This window comes from Phytohabitans sp. LZ39 (assembly GCF_059359075.1).
In genome coordinates this window covers 199,603-216,093 of record NZ_JCADBM010000017.1, presented here as the reverse complement: position 1 = coordinate 216,093, position 16,491 = coordinate 199,603, and the positions used below count along the sequence as shown (strand labels likewise).

The following is a 16,491-nucleotide window of genomic DNA, read 5'->3' as shown; positions in this document are numbered from 1 at the left end:
TCCGCGGGACAAGCCCCGAGGATGGCGCACAAACTTCGCTAGCCGCGGCCGACCAGCGCGTCGGGGGTCGGGTGGATCCCGGCCGCGAACGCGACGAGCTCCGCCTCCGCTAGCCCGATCTCGGACTGGACGACGAGTGTGCGGCCGTCACCGAGGTCGACCGAGAGGGCAGACGCGGTGACCCAGCCGGCCCGCGTCCCGACCGCGATCGGGCGGCCGCTCGGCGTCACCTCAGCGGTGTCCGACAGCAAAACGGTGAGGTTGCCGGCGAAGCCGTGGCTCGGCGGGTTGCCCTCCGGGCGGAACGACACGGCGGCGAGGTTTACCACGTCGGGCACGATGCCGGGCGGCACCGTCTCGAACGTGAACGGCCACCGCACCGGCACCGCACCCGGCGCGAGTCCGGCGGCGTAGCCGGTCAGGTCGTCGCGGGACAGGTGCGGGTCGGCCGCCACCCGCAGCCACCGTCCGTCCGCCTCCTGCCAGGTGAGCGTGGAGCCGTCGGGCCCGACCTCCAGCGCCGCCTTCCGCTCGCGCACCGCCGCGCCGTACGACTTCGGCGCGGACGGGGCGGGCCGCTCGCGGGTGACCGAGACGGTGAGCCAGCGTTCCGGGTCGCCGCCGCGGTACCGCAGGCCGGGCTCGCCGGCGGAGAGTTCCGCGATCGGCTCGCCGTAGCTCGGCAGCGGCACCGTCGGCGTGAACGGGAACGGCGGCGCGGCGGCCACCGCCGCCGGGGCGGATGCCGCGACGACGTCCACAGTGGATCCTGACTCGGGCGACCACAGCCGCGTCGCGGCCGGCACCGCCAGCAGCACCGCCGCGGCCGCCACCGCGGCACCCGCCGCCTGCACGCGGAGCCGGGCTTGGCGGGCCCGGCCGCGGACCGCGTGGGCGAGGCCGGCGGGCTCGCCGACCGCGGCGGCCCGGTCGGTGAGCGTCACGCGGACGAGGTGCTCGATGTCATCCACTGCGAGCCTCCGTGGTGAGGTCCTCGGACAGCCGCGCCCGCAGCGCGCCGAGCGCGCGGAAGGCGTGCACGCGCACGGTCGACGGGGCGCAGCCGACGAGGTCCGCGATCTCCGGGTCGGGCAGGTCGAGGTAGTACCGCAGCACCAGCACCGCCCGCTGCACCCGGGGCAACGTGCCGAGCAGCTCCCACATCTCGTCGCGCACCGCCACCTGCTCGGCCATCAGACGCGGGTCGGCGTGCTCCGGCACCTCCGCCACGACCGCCTCGGTGCTGGCGCGGCGGCGGCGCCACGACAGGTACTGGTGCAGGATCGCCCGGCGCACGTACGCCTCCGGCGGCTCGGTGCGCGCGATCCGGCCCCACCGGCGGTACATCTTGGCCAGCACCTCCTGGAGGATGTCCTCCGCCAGGTGCCGGTCGCCGCACATGAGGTAGCCGAACCGCAGCAGCGCCGGGCCGCGTGCGGTCACGAATTCGTCGAACGAGATCATCGCCCTCCCCACGTGTACACGTGTTCGGGCGCCCGATCCGTTTCAATCCGCAGGTCAGCGTGATCATGGCGACTCCGGGATGGGGTCGTCGTACGAGCCGGCCGGCCCCTGGTAGAGCCGCCCGTCGCGCAGCGGCCACCCCCACGCGACGCAGCCGTGCAGGCCGAGCGTCTGCTGCTGCATCACCGGCGCGGGCCGGCCTCGGCCGGGGCACTTCTCGTGGCCGTGGCCGAGCCGGTGGCCCACCTCGTGGTTGACCAGGTACTCGCGGTAGTCGTCGAGGGGAGCGCCATACCGCGGTACGCCGTGCACCCACCGCGCCACGTTGATGATCACGCGCTCGCCGTTGCGGCACGAGGTGTACCCGTCGTCACCGGGGCAGTACTCGTCGCGGGTACGCGGGGTGGTGAGGTAGACGGTGAAGTCGTACGGCGAGCCGTTGCCGACCCGCTGGAGCCGCCAACGCCCGTCGCCGGTCCAGCTTCGCGGGTCGGCGAGCGTGCGGGTCACCTCGGCCGCGAAGGCGTCCGGCGTGATGTTCTCGATGCCCCGCTCGACCGCCACGCGATACCGCATCAGCTGGCCGGACCGCCCCGCCACACCTCCACCGCCCGCGGCGAAGCGGTAGGTACCCTCGCCCCGGTCCGGGTAGGCGATCTCGGGTGGTGGCGGCTTCTCCGTCGGGCTGGGCGTCGGGGACGGCGTGGCCGACGTCGGGGGCGGTGTGGCCGGTGCCGCGGAGGGGATCGCCCGCTCCGGCATCCCGGCGCGCAAGACCAGCGCCCCCGCCAGTACCGCCCCGCACGCCGCCACGACCACCGCGATCCGTACACCCCGCATACCTTGATCACGACGCGGGAGCGGCGGCGCGTTTCAGTCTTCGAAGAATCCGACGACCGCCTCCAGGAAGCGGTCAGGCTCGGCGACGTGCACGCGGTGGCCGGCCGGGATCGTGACGAGCCGCCCGCCGGGCAGCCGCGCGGCGAACTCGTACATCGTGCGGTGTGGCAGGTGGCTGGCCGGGCCGCCGGAGATGACCAAGGTGGGCACGGTGACCTCGTCGGCCCGTATCCACCACTCCGGATCGGGCGCGTTGAGCTGCTTGACGATGGCCGGCCGCACGTCGAAGTCGTACGACAGCGGACCCTCCGGCCGCGCCGGCACGGGCAGCGCCAGCGGCACCGGCGGCGGCGTCTCCTCCAGCACCAGCCGGCTCACCCGCTCCGCGTGGTCGAGGGTGAGCAGGTAGGCGACGAAACCGCCCATCGAGTGCCCGACGAACGAGGCCCGCGCCAGCCCGAGCTCGTCCATCAGCGCGAGCACGTCGTCACGCATCAGCTCCAGCGTGTACTCGCCGGGCCACTCGCTCTTGCCGTGACCGCGCAGGTCGGGCGCGTGCACGTGCCACACCTCGCCCAGGGCGGCACCGACACCCTCCCAGGTGGAGGAGTCGCTGCCACCGCCGTGCAGGAGGATGACCGGGTCGCTCCCGGGTTGGCTGTCGGGCGAGCCCCAGCTTCGGTGGTGCAACAGCACGCGCCCCAACCTAGCTCAGAAGTCGTCGTCGAAGCCGACAGTTCCGGTCACGCCGACCTGGTATGCGGAGACGCGGCGCTCGAAGAAGTTCGACAGCTCCTGCACGTCCTGGAGTTCCATGAAGGCGAACGGGTTGGTCGAGCCGTACCTCGGCGGGAGGCCGAGCTGGGCGAGCCGCCGGTCGGCGACGTGTTCGAGGTAGGCGCGCATGTCCGTCGACGACAGGCCCGGCACACCCTGCCCGAGCAGGTCTTCGGCGAACCGCGCCTCGCACTCCACCGCCTCGGCGAGCATGTCCGTCACCTGTGCGGCCATCCTGTCGTCGAAGAGGTCCGGCTCCTCGCGGCGCACGGTCTCCACGACGTCGAACGCGAACGCCATGTGCATCGACTCGTCGCGGAACACCCAGTTGGTGCCGGAGGCGAGGCCGTGCAACAGCCCGCGCGAGCGCAGGAAGTACACGTACGCGAAGGCGCCGTAGAAGAACAGCCCTTCGATGCACGCGGCGAAGCAGACGAGGTTGAGCAGGAACGCCCGGCGCTCGTCCCGTGTGGACAGTCGCCGGAGGTCGAAGACGGAGTCGATCCAGCGGAAGCAGAACTCGGCCTTGCGCCGGATCGATGGGATGTTCTCGACCGCGGCGAACGCCTCGTTCCGCTCGGTCTCGTCGGGCACGTAGGTGTCGAGCAGGTTGAGGTAGAACTGCACGTGCACCGCCTCTTCGAAGAGCTGGCGGGAGAGGTACAGGCGCCCCTCGGGCGAGTTGACGTGCTGGTAGAGGTTGAGCACGAGGTTGTTGGCCACGATCGTGTCTCCGGTGGCGAAGAACGCGACGAGCCGGCTCACCAGGTGGCGCTCGGCGGAGGAGAGCTTGGCCAGATCGGACAGATCACTGTGGAGGTCGATCTCCTCGACCGTCCACGTGTTCTTGATGGCGTCGCGAAAGCGGTCGAAGAAACGCGGGTAGCGCATCGGCCGCAGCGTCAGGTCCATTCCGGGGTCGAGCAACATCACTGGCACGCCTCACAGGATTCGGGGTTTTCGAGGTCGCAGGCCTCGGCCTTGACGGAGACCGTGGCGAGCTGGATGCGGGTGGCCGGCCGGGAGCGCAGGTAGTACGTCGTCTTGAGGCCGGACTTCCAGGCGTACAGGTACATCGAGGAGAGCTTGCCGATCGTCGGCGCCGCCATGAAGAGGTTGAGCGACTGCGACTGGTCCACATAGGGCGCTCGCGCGGCGGCGACGTCGATGAGCGCCCGCTGCGGCAGCTCCCACGCCGTGCGGAAGAGCACCCGCACGTCCTCCGGCAGGGCCGCGACGCCCTGCACCGAGCCGTCCGCCCGCTTGATCTCGGCGCGGATCGGCTCCGTCCACAGTCCACGGTCCTTCAGCTCGCGTACCAGATAGGTGTTGATCTGAAGGAACTCCCCGGACAGCGTCTCCCGCTTGAACACGTTCGACACCTGCGGCTCGACGCACTCGTAGCAGCCGGCGATCGACGCGATGGTCGCGGTCGGCGCGATCGCGACGAGCAGCGAGTTGCGCAAGCCGTGCGCGGCGACCCGCTCCCGCAGCGCCGCCCACCGCGCCGTCTGGGTCGGCTCGACGCCCCACAGGTCGGGCTGGAGGTCGCCGCCGGCGGCGCGGGTCTGCGGGTAGGCCGGATGCGGTCCCGCCTCCTCGGCCAGGCCGGCGGAGGTCTCCAGCGCGGTCAGGTAGATGTCTTCGGCGATCCGGGTGGAGAGCTCGCGCGCCTCGGGCGAGTCGAACGGCAGCCGCAGCGCGAAGAACACGTCCTGGAGCCCCATCACGCCCAGCCCGACCGGCCGCCACCGCGGGTTGGAGGCGGCCGCCTCGGCGCTCGGGTAGTAGTTGATGTCGATCACCCGGTCGAGGAAGACCACCGCCGTGCGCACGGTCGCCCGCAGCCGCTCCCAGTCGATCCCGCCGCCGGTCAGGTGGGCCGCCAGGTTGACCGAGCCGAGGTTGCACACCGCGGTCTCGCCGTCGCTGGACACCTCGACGATCTCGGTGCAGAGATTGGAGAGGTGCACCACGTTGCTGGGCGCACCGGTCTGGTTGGACAGCCGGTTGGACGCGTCCTTGAACGTCATCCACCCGTTGCCGGTCTGCGCCAGTGTGCGCATCATCCGGCCGTACAGGTCGCGGGCCTTGACCGTCCTGACGGCCTTCTTCTCCGCGACGCGGTACGCCTCGTCGAACTCCTCGCCCCACAGGTCCGGCAGGTCCGGCGCGTCGCTCGGATCGACCAGCGACCAGTCACCGTCCGCCTCGACCCGGCGCATGAACTCGTCCGGGATCCAGTTGGCCAGGTTGAGGTTGTGGGTGCGCCGCGCGTCCTCGCCGGTGTTGTCGCGCAGCTGGAGGAAGTCTTCGATGTCGGGGTGCCACGGCTCCAGGTAGACGCAGGCCGCGCCCTTGCGGCGGCCGCCCTGGTTGACCGCCGCCACGCTCGCGTCGAGCGTGCGCAGAAACGGCACGATGCCGTTCGACAGGCCGTTGGTGCCGCGGATCAGCGCACCCCGGCCGCGGACCCGGGTCCACGAGATGCCGATCCCGCCGGCGAACTTCGACAGCTTCGCCACCTGCGCGTACCGCTCGTAGATCGAGTCCAGCTCGTCGCGCGGCGAGTCGACCAGGAAGCACGACGACATCTGCGTGTGCGCGGTGCCGGAGTTGAACAGCGTCGGCGAGCTGGGCAGGTACGCCAGCGACGACATCAGTCGGTAGAACCCGATGGCCTCCGCCGGGGTGCGGGACAGGCCGCACGCCACCCGCAGCAGCCAGTACTGCGGCGTCTCGATGACCAGGCGGGTCCGCGGGTGGCGCAGCAGGTACCGGTCGGCGACCGTGCGCAGGCCGAAGTACTCGAACCGGCGGTCGCCCTCCGCGTCGACCGCGTCGTCGAGCTTGCGCGCGTTGGCGGCCACGAACGCGGCCGTCCCGTCGCCGATCAGCCCTTCCGCGTGCCCCAGCCGGATCGCCTGGCTGAAGCTCGCGATCCCTTGCCCCCGCACCTCCTTGTCGAGGTAGCCGCCGAGCAGCCGGGCGGCGAGGCGGGAGTACTGCGGCTCCTCGCCGATCAGCTCGGCCGCCGTCTGGATCGACAGCCGGTCCAGCTCGGCGGTGGTGGCGCCGTCGTACAGGCCGCCGATCGTGCGGGTCGCCACCCGCATCGCGTCGACGTCCGGCAGCCCGCCCGCGTGGCGCCGCACCGCCCGGACGATCTTGTTGACGTCGACCGGCTCGGCCGCGCCGTCGCGCTTGCGGACCAGCATCTGGGCGCGCGGAAGCGCCTCGATGACCGTCACTCTCTTCCCCCTGTCTCCCTCGCGGCAGCGGTCCGGCCGCCGCGCGGTCAACACCATATGTAGTGGGTCGGCGAGAGTCACGCACTAGATATCGTGTGGCGTGTCGTGATCCGGGTCACGCTACGGTCATCGGATGGTCGATCCTTCCGTCAAGACCTCCGCCGGACTGGTCCGGGGGAGCGGCGGCACGTTCAAGGGCATCCCGTACGCGGCGGCGCCCGACGGCCCGCTCCGCTTCCGCGCGCCCGCACCGCCCGAGCCGTGGGACGGCGTGCGCGAGTGCGTCACGTTCGCCGCGCCGCAGCCCCAGCCGGCGCCGGCCCCCGGCGTGCCGTCGATCTGGCGGCCGTCGTCGCGGCCGCGCGACCCGCTGTCGCTCAACGTGTGGAGCCCCGACCTCGGCGCCGCCCGGTTGCCGGTCATGGTGTGGATACACGGCGGCCGCTGGAAGATCGGCTCGCCGGCCACCCCGCAGTACGACGCCACCACGCTCGCCGGCGCCGGCGTCGTCGTGGTCACGCTCGACTACCGGCTGGGCTTCGAGGGCTTCGGCCACCTGCCCGGCCATCCCGACAACCGCGGGCTGCGCGACCAGATCGCCGCGCTGGAGTGGGTGCGGCACAACATCGCGGCCTTCGGCGGCGACCCGGACAACGTCACGGTCTTCGGCCAGTCGGCCGGCGCGGCGTCCGCGGTCCTGGTGGCGGCGGCGTCCGGCCTCTGCCGCCGGGTGATCGCCCAGAGCATCCCCCGCGGCTACCACTCCATGGTGGAGGCCGAACGCGTGACGGCCGCTCTCACGGCCGCGGTGGGCGACCCGGCGGCGCTGTCGCCGGCGGCGCTCGTGGACGTGCCCGACGCGGTACTGGGCGGCCCCGGCGTCGGCTACTACGGCCCGGTGATCGACGGCGACGTGGTGGCCGGCCCGCCGTGGGAGGTCGTGCCGGCGTCGGTCGACCTCGTCTGCGGCTACACCCACGAGGAGTTTCGCGGCCTGGGCATCCCGATCCCGTCGCCGTTGGACATCCCGGCGGTCGCGGCTCGCCTGGGTGTGGACGCCGCCGGGTACCGCGCCGCGACGGACGCCGACGTCTTCGCCGAGATGGTGTCCGACGCCCTGATGCGCATCCCGACCACCCGGACGGCCGAGGCACACGCGACCGCCGGCGGCCGGACCTGGCTGTACGACTTCGCCTGGCAGGGCCCGATGGGCGCCGCGCACGGGGTGGACGTCCCGTTCACGTTCGGCAACGCGGACAGCCGCTACGCCGCCCGCCTGATCGGCTCCCCACCCCCGGCCGACTTCGCCGACCTCTCCGCCCGCCTCCGCACGTCATGGACGACCTTCGCCGCGACCGGCGACCCCGGCTGGCCCCGCTTCGACACCGCGGGCCGCCACACCCACGTCTGGGCGGCATAGGCTCGGTGGGTGGCGATCATCGAGATTCGTACCTACCGGCTCGTGCCGGGTACGCGTGACGACTTTCTCCGGGTGATGCGGGAGGTGGCGCTGCCGCTGCTCGGGGAGCACGGCATCAGCGTGGTCCGGTTCGGGCCCTCGCTCGTCGACGAGGAAGGCCACGAGGAGGCATACCTCGTGCGGCGCTTCGCGTCGGTCGAGGAGCGGGCCGCGTTGGAGGACGCGTTCTACGGCGGCGACGCGTGGCACAAGGGGCCGCGGGAAGACGTCGTGTCGCGCATCGAGACGTACCACACGATCGTGATCGACGTGCCTGACGCGGTGGCCGACCTGCTCTACCAGCCGCTCTGACCCGTGGGCGGCTTTCGGTCGATCACGGCCTTCGTTCCCGAAGAGGCCAGCACGCTCGGGCTGGGGCTCCTCTCGTCGGTCTTCGGCGACCGCCGGCACCTGGGGCTGCCGGGGTTCGACATCACGTTCTGCACCGACCGCCCGGGGAGCGTGACGACCGACGTCGGGCTGCGGCTGGCGGTCGAGCACGGCGTCGAGCGGCTGGCGGACGGCGACCTGGTGCTGTTGCTGCCGGGTGACTCGTTTCGGGGTGAGCCGTCAGCCGAGGTGCTCGCGGCGATCCGGGCCGCGTACGCGCGCGGCGCGATCGTCGCCAGCCACTGCGTGGGCTCGTGGATCCTCGCGGCGACCGGGCTGCTCGACGGGCTGCGCGCGACGACGCACTGGCGGTTGGCGGCGGAGTTCGCGGCGCGCTACCCGAAGGTGCGGGTCGAGCCCGGCGTGCTCTACGTCGACGAGGGGCGACTCGTCACCGGGGCCGGCGCGGGCGCCGGCACCGACCTCTACCTGCACCTTGTGCGCCGCGAGCACGGTGCCGCCGTGGCCAACGCGATCGCCCGCGACATCGTCGTGCCACCACATCGGGACGGCGGGCAGGCGCAGTACATCGAGGTGCCGGTCCCGGAGAGCGGCGACGACGCGCGGCTCGCGGCGGCGCTGGAGTGGGCGGCGGGTGAGCTGCACCGCACCGTGCCGGTCGAGGAACTCGCGGCGCGGGCGCTGATGAGCCCGCGCACGTTCGCGCGGCGCTTCAAGGCGGCGACCGGCACCACGCCGCACGCGTGGCTGCTGCGCCAGCGGCTGGCGCGGGCGGAGGCGCTGCTGGAGGAGACCTCACTGTCCATAGAGGAGGTGGCGCGGCGGGTCGGATACGCGAGCGCCACCGTCCTCAGAGAACAGTTCCTCAAGCACCGCGGCGTGCCACCCCGCGAGTACCGCCGCGCCTTCGCCGCGCGCTAGCTCTCTAACGGAGGAGGGAGCGGGCCGTCGGGCTAAGGCGGAGGCTCTCCAGCGGTTTGGCCAGCCAGCCCTCCAGCGCCGGCACCGCGGGCGGCGCCTCGTCGCGGGTGAACCAGACGAACACGTGCTCGCCGGTGCGCACGGGCAGCGCGGGGAAGGTGTTTTCCGCGTACTCGGTCTCGAAGGAGGCGATGACCGGCGTGATCGGTGCGACCTCGGCCGCGAAGAAGTCGCGGAAGTCCTGGGTCACCGGCTCCGGCAGGTACGCGATAGACGCGGTGAGCAGCGAGTCAGTCTCTTGTGGACGGCGCTCGGTGGGCAGCTCCCACACCGGGCCGGCGGGACGGAGCAGCAGCACGTTGTCTGAGTCGATCATCGTGGCGTTGGCCGCGTCGCGGTGGGCCTGCCAGACCGGGCCGCCGTAGAAGGCTTGCAGCGACGCGGCTCGCCGCGCCATGTCGGGGAAGCTGCGCACCCAGACGAAACGATCGGGCCGGTCCTCGTCGCGAAACTGCCCGTCGATCCGCATGCCGGTGGCCTCCTGGCCCTCGACGAACTCGCGGTCGAAGAGCTCGACGAGCACCTCGCGCTTGCCGGGCCACAGGGTGTACTGCCGCAGCTCGTAGATCATGTCCGTCCTGTCTGGAAAGCGGGTCCGTGCCCCGGCACGACGATGTCGACGGTACCGGCGACGCGACGCCGCCCCGCGTGCAGCGCCGCGAGATCGGTGGCGTGGCGGTCGCCGACCGAGTCGGCGGTGTTCCACAGGTGGGTGAAGGCGACCACCCCGTCGGCGGTGCCCACGAGCGTGGTGATGTCTTCCGGCGTGTGGCCGGGTGTGCGGATCAGCCGGATCGAGGGCGTGAGCTCGTACCCCTCCGCGTCCCGCCACTCCCACCGGTCACCGGAGTAGATCGCCCAGTGGTCGTGGAAGCGGGCGGCCGGAAACAGCGCCGCGTTGAGCGTGTGGTCGGGGTGGTGATGGCTGAACACGACGTCGGTCACCTCCTCGGGCGCCACGCCGAGGGCGCGAAGCGGGTCGAGAATCAGGCGGCGGTCGCGCACCATGCCCGGGTCGGTCACCACGAGCGTGTCGCCGTCGCGCACGAAGCCGACTGTGGCGGCCACCTCGCGCTCGCCGTACCCGGTGTGGAGGATCGCGTAGGTGGCCGTGGCGGCCCGTGGCCGGTCACCGGTCATCGGCCCAGCCTGCCCGCCGGACGCCGGCCCCGACAGTGGCAGGACTGACCACTATCACGGTAATTCTGCCACTGCGGCGATGATCGACAAACCGCGTTCTTCGAGGTGCTCCACTGCCGCCTTCAGGCCATTTTGTCGCCTTCTTGCAGGCCAGCGGGGCGCTCGACTGGAGCTAGAGACCTTTCGGGGTGGAAGTGTTCGGCTGGTCCCGCTCACCCCTTTTCGCCCGGCTCTCCTGGCGCGAGCTCGATCCACCCCCGCCGGTTGCGCAGGCGCGACCAACGGCGGACGGGTGAGGCCGCGGGAAACGCACCCCAAGAAAACGCTCCGCTGCGCTCCACGTTTCCCCGGGGCCCCGCGCAGCGGTCTGGACCACGACGGAGGTCGCGGCAGCTCGAATCTCTGTCTAACTAAATAGGGGGTCGAAGCCACCCCGACCCCGACAGGTCTCTAGGTATACCTAGACGTACCTATGCGGTCCGCGGCGGCCGTCTAAGGCATCCCGGGGCCGGCGTAAGGCTCCGGGGCCGCCAAGATAGGTAAGCGCTCCCGATGTGGTCGCTCCCTTACCGGCCGAAGATTGACTCATCAGCGGATACGGGGAACCACAAAGGGAGACAGAACAATGTTGATGCATCCGGACCTCATCCTGGCCCAGGCGAACGACCGCCAGCGCGAGCTGATCGCCGAGGCCGACCGCGAGCGACTGCTCGCCGTCGCCCGGCTGGCCCGCCGCGGCCGCCGAGCCCGTCACAAGGCGCCGGTCCGTGGGCAGCCGAGGGTAATGCCAGCCCGGTGAAGATCGGGGGTGAACGCGAGCCGCGCCTGAGGGCGCGGCTCGCGTCGTCGTGCCGTCCGGGGGACTTTTTGCCGTGCGAGCGAAAGTACGGTACGGGGCGCTGGAAAGTATGGACACATCTAGCTAGACGAATTAATGTGACGGCCACGACACAGCTGTTTCGCCGAGGTAGCCGACGGCGCGGTTAGCTCACCAGCGCGGTCATCCAGCCCGGGTGTCCGCGCCGAGCATCTCACCGGCACGAGCCCCCACGCTCGGGTCGGCCCACCGCCCACGGCATCTGGCGCGACGGCGCGCGCCCTTGCCTGGCAAAGGTCAGGAGAGGGAACCCACCGCCATGTCCATCCTGGACTTTCGGCGCCGCCCCGCGCCGCCGATCCCGCGCGCCCTGAGGCACCGCCGGGCACGCACCGCCAGCACCGCTCTACTCCTCGTCGCGGCGGGTACGACGATCGTCACCGCCACACCCGCGCAGGCGCATCCCATCAACGCGGCCGACTTCCAGCGGGTGACGCTGGCCAGCGGCGTCGGCGAGGTGGGCGAGCCGATGACGCTCGCCGTACTGCCTGACCGCTCAGTCATCCACACCGCCCGCAACGGCACCGTGCGCCGCACCGACGCGGCCGGCAACACCACCGTGATCGGCACCATCCCGGTCTACTCGCACGACGAGGAAGGCCTGCAAGGTGTCGGCGTCGACCCCGGCTTCGCCACCAACCGGTTCATCTACCTGTACTACGCGCCGCCGCTGTCCACACCGGCCGGTGACGCGCCCGCGACCGGCACCGCCGCCACGTGGGCGACCTGGCAGGGGGTCAACCGGCTGTCGCGGTTCACGCTCAACAGCAACAACACCATCAACATGGCCAGCCAGGTGAACGTGCTGGACGTGCCGGCCGACCGGGGCATGTGCTGCCACGTGGGCGGCGACATCGACTTCGACGCGGCGGGCAACCTCTACTTGTCCACCGGGGACGACAGCAACCCGTTCGACTCGGCGGGCTACGCGCCGCTGGACGAGCGGACCGAGCGCAACCCGGTCTTCGACGCGCAGCGTTCCGCGGGCAACACCAACGACCTGCGCGGCAAGCTCCTGCGCATCAAGGTGAACGCCAACGGCACGTACTCGATCCCGGCCGGCAACCTCTTCGCGCCCGGCACGCCCAACACCCGGCCCGAGATCTACGCGATGGGCTTCCGCAACCCGTTCCGGATCGGGGTGGACAAGGCGACCGGCGTGGTCTACGTCGGCGACTACGGCCCGGACGCCGGCACGACCAGCGCGACGCGCGGGCCGAGCGGGCAGGTGGAGTTCAACCGGGTCGCCTCGGCGGGCAACTACGGCTGGCCGTACTGCACCGGCTCCAACAGCAGCACCGAGACGTACAACGAGTGGAACTTCGCGACCAACGCGACCGGGCCCAAGTTCAACTGCACGGGCGGCCCGACCAACAACTCGTTCCGCAACACCGGCCAGGGCACGCTCCCGGCCGCCCGCCCGGCCTGGATCCGGTACGCGGGCGACGCCGGCTCGCCGCCCGAGTTCGGTGGCGGCTCGGAGTCGCCGATGGCCGGCCCGGTCTACCGGTACGACGCGGCGAACCCCTCCACGACGAAGTTCCCGGCCGGGTTCGACGGGCAGTTCTTCGCCGGCGAGTTCGGGCGGCGCTGGATCAAACCGATCCATGTGAGCGGGAGCGGGGCGATCGAGGGGATCGAGACGTTCCCGTGGACCGGTACCCAGGTGATGGACCTGGCGTTCGGCCCGGACGGCGCCCTCTACGTCCTGGACTACGGCACCGGCTGGTTCGGCGGCGACGCCAACTCGGCGCTGTACCGCTACGACTTCGTCGGCGTCGGTGGCAACCGCGCGCCGATCGCGAACGCGACCGCCAACCCCACGTCGGGCGCGGCGCCGCTGACCGTGCAGTTCTCGTCGGCGGGTTCGTCCGATCCGGACGGTAGCGCGATCACCTACTCGTGGGCGTTCGGCGACGGCACGACCTCGACGGCGGCCAACCCGAGCAAGACCTACAGCACGAACGGCACGTACACCGCGACGCTCACCGTCCGCGACCCGCAGGGCGCGACCGGCTCCGACAGCGTCACGATCAGCGTCGGCAACACCCCGCCCCGGGTGACGATCAGCGCGCCGGCCAACGGCCAGCTCTTCTCCTTCGGCGACACGGTGCCGTTCACCATCTCCGTGGCCGACACCGAGGACGGTGCGATCAGCTGCGCGCGGGTCAAGATGACGTACGTGCTCGGCCACGACAGCCACGGCCACCAGATCACGTCGCAGAACGGGTGCACCGGCTCGATCACGATCCCGGTCGACGGTGAGCACGACGACGCGGCCAACATCTTCGGCATATTCGACGCCGAGTACACCGACAACGGCGGGCTCACCACGCACACGCAGCACGTGCTCCAGCCGCGCAAGCGGCAGGCCGAGCACTTCAAGACGATGTCCGGCATCGGCACACACGCCAAGGCGACGGCCGAGGGCGGGTACACGGTCGGCAGCATCGACAACGGCGACTGGATCGCGTTCGACCCGTACCGTATCGCCAACGCCACCTCGTTCACCGCGCGGGTTTCCTCCGCCGGCGCCGGGGGCACGTTGCAGGTGCGGGCCGGCTCGCCGACGGGCACGGTGCTCGGCTCCGCCACGGTGACACCCACGGGGAGCTGGGAGACCTTCACGACCGTCAACGGCACGATCAGCAACCCGCCGGCCGGGACCACCACGCTGTACCTGACGTTCGCCGGCGGGGCGGGCGCACTGTTCGATGTGGACTCGTTCACGTTCGTGACCGGCGGCACCGGTGGTGGCGGCCGGATCACCGGCCTGGGCGGCAAGTGCCTGGACGTGCGCGGCGGCGCCACCGCGGACGGCACCCAGATCCAGATCCTGACCTGTAACAACAGCGCCGCGCAGACGTGGACCCGCAGCGCGCAGACGCTGCGCGCGCTCGGCAAGTGCCTGGACGTCTCGGGCGCGGGCACGGCCGACGGCACGAAGATCCAGCTGTGGACCTGCAACGGGACCGGCGCGCAGAACTGGGTGCCGCAGGCCAACGGCACGCTCGTGAACGCGAACTCGAACAAGTGCCTCGACGTGCTCAACGGAAGCACGGCCGACAACACGGTGGTGCAGCTGAGAACGTGCACCGGCGCCGCCAACCAGCAGTGGACCCTTTAGGAGGGACGATGCGTAGAACCCCCATCGCGTTGGCGACCGTGGTCTTCGCGGTCCTCGCCTGCACCGCCCCGGCGACCCCCGTCGCGGCGAACCCGGCCGACGCACCCTACGACGTGCTGGTCTTCTCCAAGACGGCCGGCTTCCGGCACGACTCGATTCCACAAGGGATCCAGGCGATCCGCGACCTGGGGGCGGCCAACGCCTTCACGGTCACCGCGACCGAGGACGCCGCCGCGTTCACCACCGGCAACCTCGCGCAGTACGAGGCGGTGGTCTTCCTCTCCACCACCGGCGACGTGCTGAACGCCGCGCAGCAGACGGCGTTCGAGCAGTACATCGCCACCGGCAAGGGCTACGTCGGCGTGCACGCCGCCGCCGACACCGAGTACGACTGGCCGTTCTACGGCAACCTGGTGGGCGGCTACTTCGCCTCGCACCCGGCCATCCAGCAGGCCAACATCCGGGTGGAAAACCGCGGCCACGCGGCCACCGGGCACCTGCCGCAGACCTGGACCCGCACCGACGAGTGGTACAACTACCGCACCAACCCGCGTACCAGCGCGCGGGTGCTGGCCAACCTCGACGAGTCCTCGTACTCGGGCGGTGGCATGGGCGCCGACCACCCGATCACGTGGTGCAAGACGTTCGGCGGCGGGCGCTCGTTCTACACCGGGCTCGGGCACACGCAGGCCAGCTACGGCGAGGCCAACTTCCGGGCGCACCTGCTCGGCGGCATCCGGTACGCGGCCGGCCGCTCGAAGGCCGACTGTCGGCCGGAGACCGGCTACACCACGCTCTACAATGGATCGACGGCCGGCTGGTCGCAGGCCGGGCCGGGCAGCTTCACCAACTCCGACGCCACGCTCACCTCCGTCGGGGGCATGGGCCTTTTCTGGTACAGCCAGCGGCAGTACACCTCGTACTCGCTGAAGCTGGACTGGCGGGTCGCGGGCGACGACAACTCGGGCATCTTCGTCGGCTTCCCCGCCTCCACCGATCCCAACTCGGCGGTCAGCAACGGATACGAGATCCAGATCGACCCGACCGACGCGGCCGACCGTACCACCGGCGCGATCTACGGCTTCAAGTCGGCCGACCTCGCGGCCCGCGACGCGGCGCTCAACCGGGCGGGGGAGTGGAACACGTACGAGATCCTCGTCGAGGGCCAGCGGATCCAGGTCTTCCTCAACGGGGTGCGGATCAACGACTTCACCAACACCGACCCGGCCCGCAACCTGGACGGCTACATCGGCATACAGAACCACGGCACGGGTGACGACGTCTCGTTCCGCAACATCCGGATCAAAGACCTCGGCGGGCCTCCGGTCGGCGGTGACGTGACCGTGCAGGCCGAGTCGTTCAGCGCGCAGAGCGGCGTGCAGGCGGTCGGCAAGACCGGAGCCAACAACGGGCAGACGCTCGGCTTCATCGAGCCGGGCGACTGGGCCGCGTACAACAACGTGAACGTCGGCGGCGCCACCTCGCTGCGGGCGCGCGTGGTCTCCGGCGGACCGGGCGGCACGCTCCAGGTGCGCACCGGCTCGACCACCGGGCCGATCCTCGGCTCGGTCGCGGTGCCGAACACGGGCGGCTGGAACACGTTCGCCACCGTCAACACCACACTGTCCAATGTGCCGGCCGGCAACGCGAACGTGTACCTGACGTTCACCGGCAGCGGCAGCGGGCTCTTCGACGTCGACGACTTCACGTTCGTCAAGTCGAGCGGCCCCGTCCCGGGCGGCGCGATCGTCGGCCTCGGCGGCAAGTGCCTCGACGTGCGCGGCGGCGGTACTGCCGACGGCACCCAGATGCAGATCCTGACGTGCAACGGCGGCACGTCGCAGGCGTTCACCCGGACCGGGCAGACGCTGCGGGCGCTGGGCAAGTGCCTGGACGTCTCCGGTGCGGGCTCGGCCGACGGCACGAAGATCCAGCTGTGGACCTGCAACGGCACCGGCGCGCAGAACTGGGCACCGCAGGCGAACGGCACGCTCGTCAACACCAACTCCAACAAGTGTCTCGACATCGCCGGCGGCAGCACGACCGACGGCACCGTCGTGCACCTCTGGACCTGCGGGACCGCCGCCAGCCAGCGGTGGACGATCCCGAGCTGAGCTTTCCGCACCCACCACAGGGACGGCCGCCGCAGCGTCGCGGCGGCCGTCCCCCACTTCGTGGAGACCGGCGACGCCGCGAGCAACGGCGTGGGCCCGCCCTGACCTTC

14 protein-coding genes are annotated in these 16,491 nt (G+C 71.3%); 6 read left to right on the top strand and 8 right to left on the bottom strand.

Annotated features, from left to right (window positions below; translation table 11 throughout):
* Positions 1-38 precede the first annotated feature (38 nt).
* From AC5L36_RS29860 to AC5L36_RS29835, 6 genes are all read right to left on the bottom strand, one after another.
* Positions 39-971: a hypothetical protein gene (locus AC5L36_RS29860; protein ID WP_441214976.1), complete on the bottom strand. Its 933-nt coding sequence runs from the start codon at positions 969-971 to the stop codon at positions 39-41.
* Complete coding sequence (locus tag AC5L36_RS29855) at positions 964-1,464, bottom strand: SigE family RNA polymerase sigma factor (protein WP_441214977.1); 501 nt, start codon at positions 1,462-1,464, stop codon at positions 964-966. Before AC5L36_RS29855 ends, AC5L36_RS29860 begins: the two co-directional genes overlap by 8 nt.
* Before the next feature lie 63 nt (positions 1,465-1,527).
* Positions 1,528-2,304 carry a DUF3152 domain-containing protein gene (locus AC5L36_RS29850; protein WP_441214978.1) on the bottom strand — a complete coding sequence of 259 codons (777 nt, stop codon included), beginning with the start codon at positions 2,302-2,304 and terminating at the stop codon, positions 1,528-1,530.
* Positions 2,305-2,337: 33 nt separating this feature from the next.
* A complete protein-coding gene (locus AC5L36_RS29845) occupies positions 2,338-3,000 on the bottom strand; it encodes an alpha/beta fold hydrolase (RefSeq protein ID WP_441214979.1) in 663 nt (220 codons plus the stop codon).
* Between the two features lie 15 nt (positions 3,001-3,015).
* Entirely contained in the window at positions 3,016-4,011 is a 996-nt protein-coding gene (locus AC5L36_RS29840) for a ribonucleotide-diphosphate reductase subunit beta (RefSeq protein ID WP_441215402.1), read from the bottom strand.
* Positions 4,011-6,299 (bottom strand): ribonucleoside-diphosphate reductase subunit alpha, encoded by a 2,289-nt coding sequence (locus AC5L36_RS29835; protein ID WP_441215403.1) that lies wholly within the window; start codon positions 6,297-6,299, stop codon positions 4,011-4,013. The genes AC5L36_RS29840 and AC5L36_RS29835 overlap by 1 nt, the downstream gene beginning before the upstream one ends.
* 166 nt (positions 6,300-6,465) lie before the next feature.
* Between AC5L36_RS29835 and AC5L36_RS29830 the strand changes: the two genes are divergently transcribed.
* From AC5L36_RS29830 to AC5L36_RS29820, 3 genes are read left to right on the top strand one after another with little or no spacing between them, the layout of a single operon-like run.
* Entirely contained in the window at positions 6,466-7,752 is a 1,287-nt protein-coding gene (locus AC5L36_RS29830; RefSeq protein WP_441214980.1) for a carboxylesterase/lipase family protein, read from the top strand.
* Between the two features lie 9 nt (positions 7,753-7,761).
* Positions 7,762-8,103 (top strand): NIPSNAP family protein, encoded by a 342-nt coding sequence (locus AC5L36_RS29825; protein ID WP_441214981.1) that lies wholly within the window; start codon positions 7,762-7,764, stop codon positions 8,101-8,103.
* 3 nt (positions 8,104-8,106) lie between these two features.
* Complete coding sequence (locus tag AC5L36_RS29820) at positions 8,107-9,063, top strand: GlxA family transcriptional regulator (protein ID WP_441214982.1); 957 nt, start codon at positions 8,107-8,109, stop codon at positions 9,061-9,063.
* A gap of 4 nt (positions 9,064-9,067) precedes the next feature.
* Here AC5L36_RS29820 and AC5L36_RS29815 read toward each other — a convergent pair whose 3' ends face one another.
* Positions 9,068-9,694 carry an NIPSNAP family protein gene (locus tag AC5L36_RS29815; RefSeq protein ID WP_441214983.1) on the bottom strand — a complete coding sequence of 209 codons (627 nt, stop codon included), beginning with the start codon at positions 9,692-9,694 and terminating at the stop codon, positions 9,068-9,070.
* Entirely contained in the window at positions 9,691-10,263 is a 573-nt protein-coding gene (locus AC5L36_RS29810) for an MBL fold metallo-hydrolase (RefSeq protein WP_441214984.1), read from the bottom strand. Before AC5L36_RS29810 ends, AC5L36_RS29815 begins: the two co-directional genes overlap by 4 nt.
* Positions 10,264-10,888: 625 nt before the next feature.
* Between AC5L36_RS29810 and AC5L36_RS29805 the strand changes: the two genes are divergently transcribed.
* From AC5L36_RS29805 to AC5L36_RS29795, 3 genes are all read left to right on the top strand, one after another.
* Entirely contained in the window at positions 10,889-11,062 is a 174-nt protein-coding gene (locus AC5L36_RS29805; protein WP_441214985.1) for a hypothetical protein, read from the top strand.
* 337 nt (positions 11,063-11,399) lie between these two features.
* Positions 11,400-14,267 carry a carbohydrate-binding protein gene (locus AC5L36_RS29800; protein WP_441214986.1) on the top strand — a complete coding sequence of 956 codons (2,868 nt, stop codon included), beginning with the start codon at positions 11,400-11,402 and terminating at the stop codon, positions 14,265-14,267.
* An 8-nt stretch (positions 14,268-14,275) separates the two neighbouring features.
* Positions 14,276-16,381, top strand: coding sequence for a ThuA domain-containing protein (locus AC5L36_RS29795; RefSeq protein WP_441214987.1), 2,106 nt, complete (start codon positions 14,276-14,278; stop codon positions 16,379-16,381).
* Positions 16,382-16,491 lie beyond the last annotated feature (110 nt).

Excerpts from the sequence above, each read along its gene's own strand:
- AC5L36_RS29810 (WP_441214984.1), bottom strand. The coding sequence starts at position 10,263 with ATGACCGGTGACCGGCCACGGGCCGCCACGGCCACCTACGCGATCCTC.
- AC5L36_RS29800 (WP_441214986.1), top strand. The coding sequence starts at position 11,400 with ATGTCCATCCTGGACTTTCGGCGCCGCCCCGCGCCGCCGATCCCGCGC.
- AC5L36_RS29850 (WP_441214978.1), bottom strand. The coding sequence starts at position 2,304 with ATGCGGGGTGTACGGATCGCGGTGGTCGTGGCGGCGTGCGGGGCGGTA.
- AC5L36_RS29840 (WP_441215402.1), bottom strand. The coding sequence starts at position 4,011 with ATGTTGCTCGACCCCGGAATGGACCTGACGCTGCGGCCGATGCGCTAC.
- AC5L36_RS29815 (WP_441214983.1), bottom strand. The coding sequence starts at position 9,694 with ATGATCTACGAGCTGCGGCAGTACACCCTGTGGCCCGGCAAGCGCGAG.
- AC5L36_RS29795 (WP_441214987.1), top strand. The coding sequence starts at position 14,276 with ATGCGTAGAACCCCCATCGCGTTGGCGACCGTGGTCTTCGCGGTCCTC.
- AC5L36_RS29855 (WP_441214977.1), bottom strand. The coding sequence starts at position 1,464 with ATGATCTCGTTCGACGAATTCGTGACCGCACGCGGCCCGGCGCTGCTG.
- AC5L36_RS29835 (WP_441215403.1), bottom strand. The coding sequence starts at position 6,299 with ATGCTGGTCCGCAAGCGCGACGGCGCGGCCGAGCCGGTCGACGTCAAC.
- AC5L36_RS29805 (WP_441214985.1), top strand. The coding sequence starts at position 10,889 with ATGTTGATGCATCCGGACCTCATCCTGGCCCAGGCGAACGACCGCCAG.
- AC5L36_RS29830 (WP_441214980.1), top strand. The coding sequence starts at position 6,466 with ATGGTCGATCCTTCCGTCAAGACCTCCGCCGGACTGGTCCGGGGGAGC.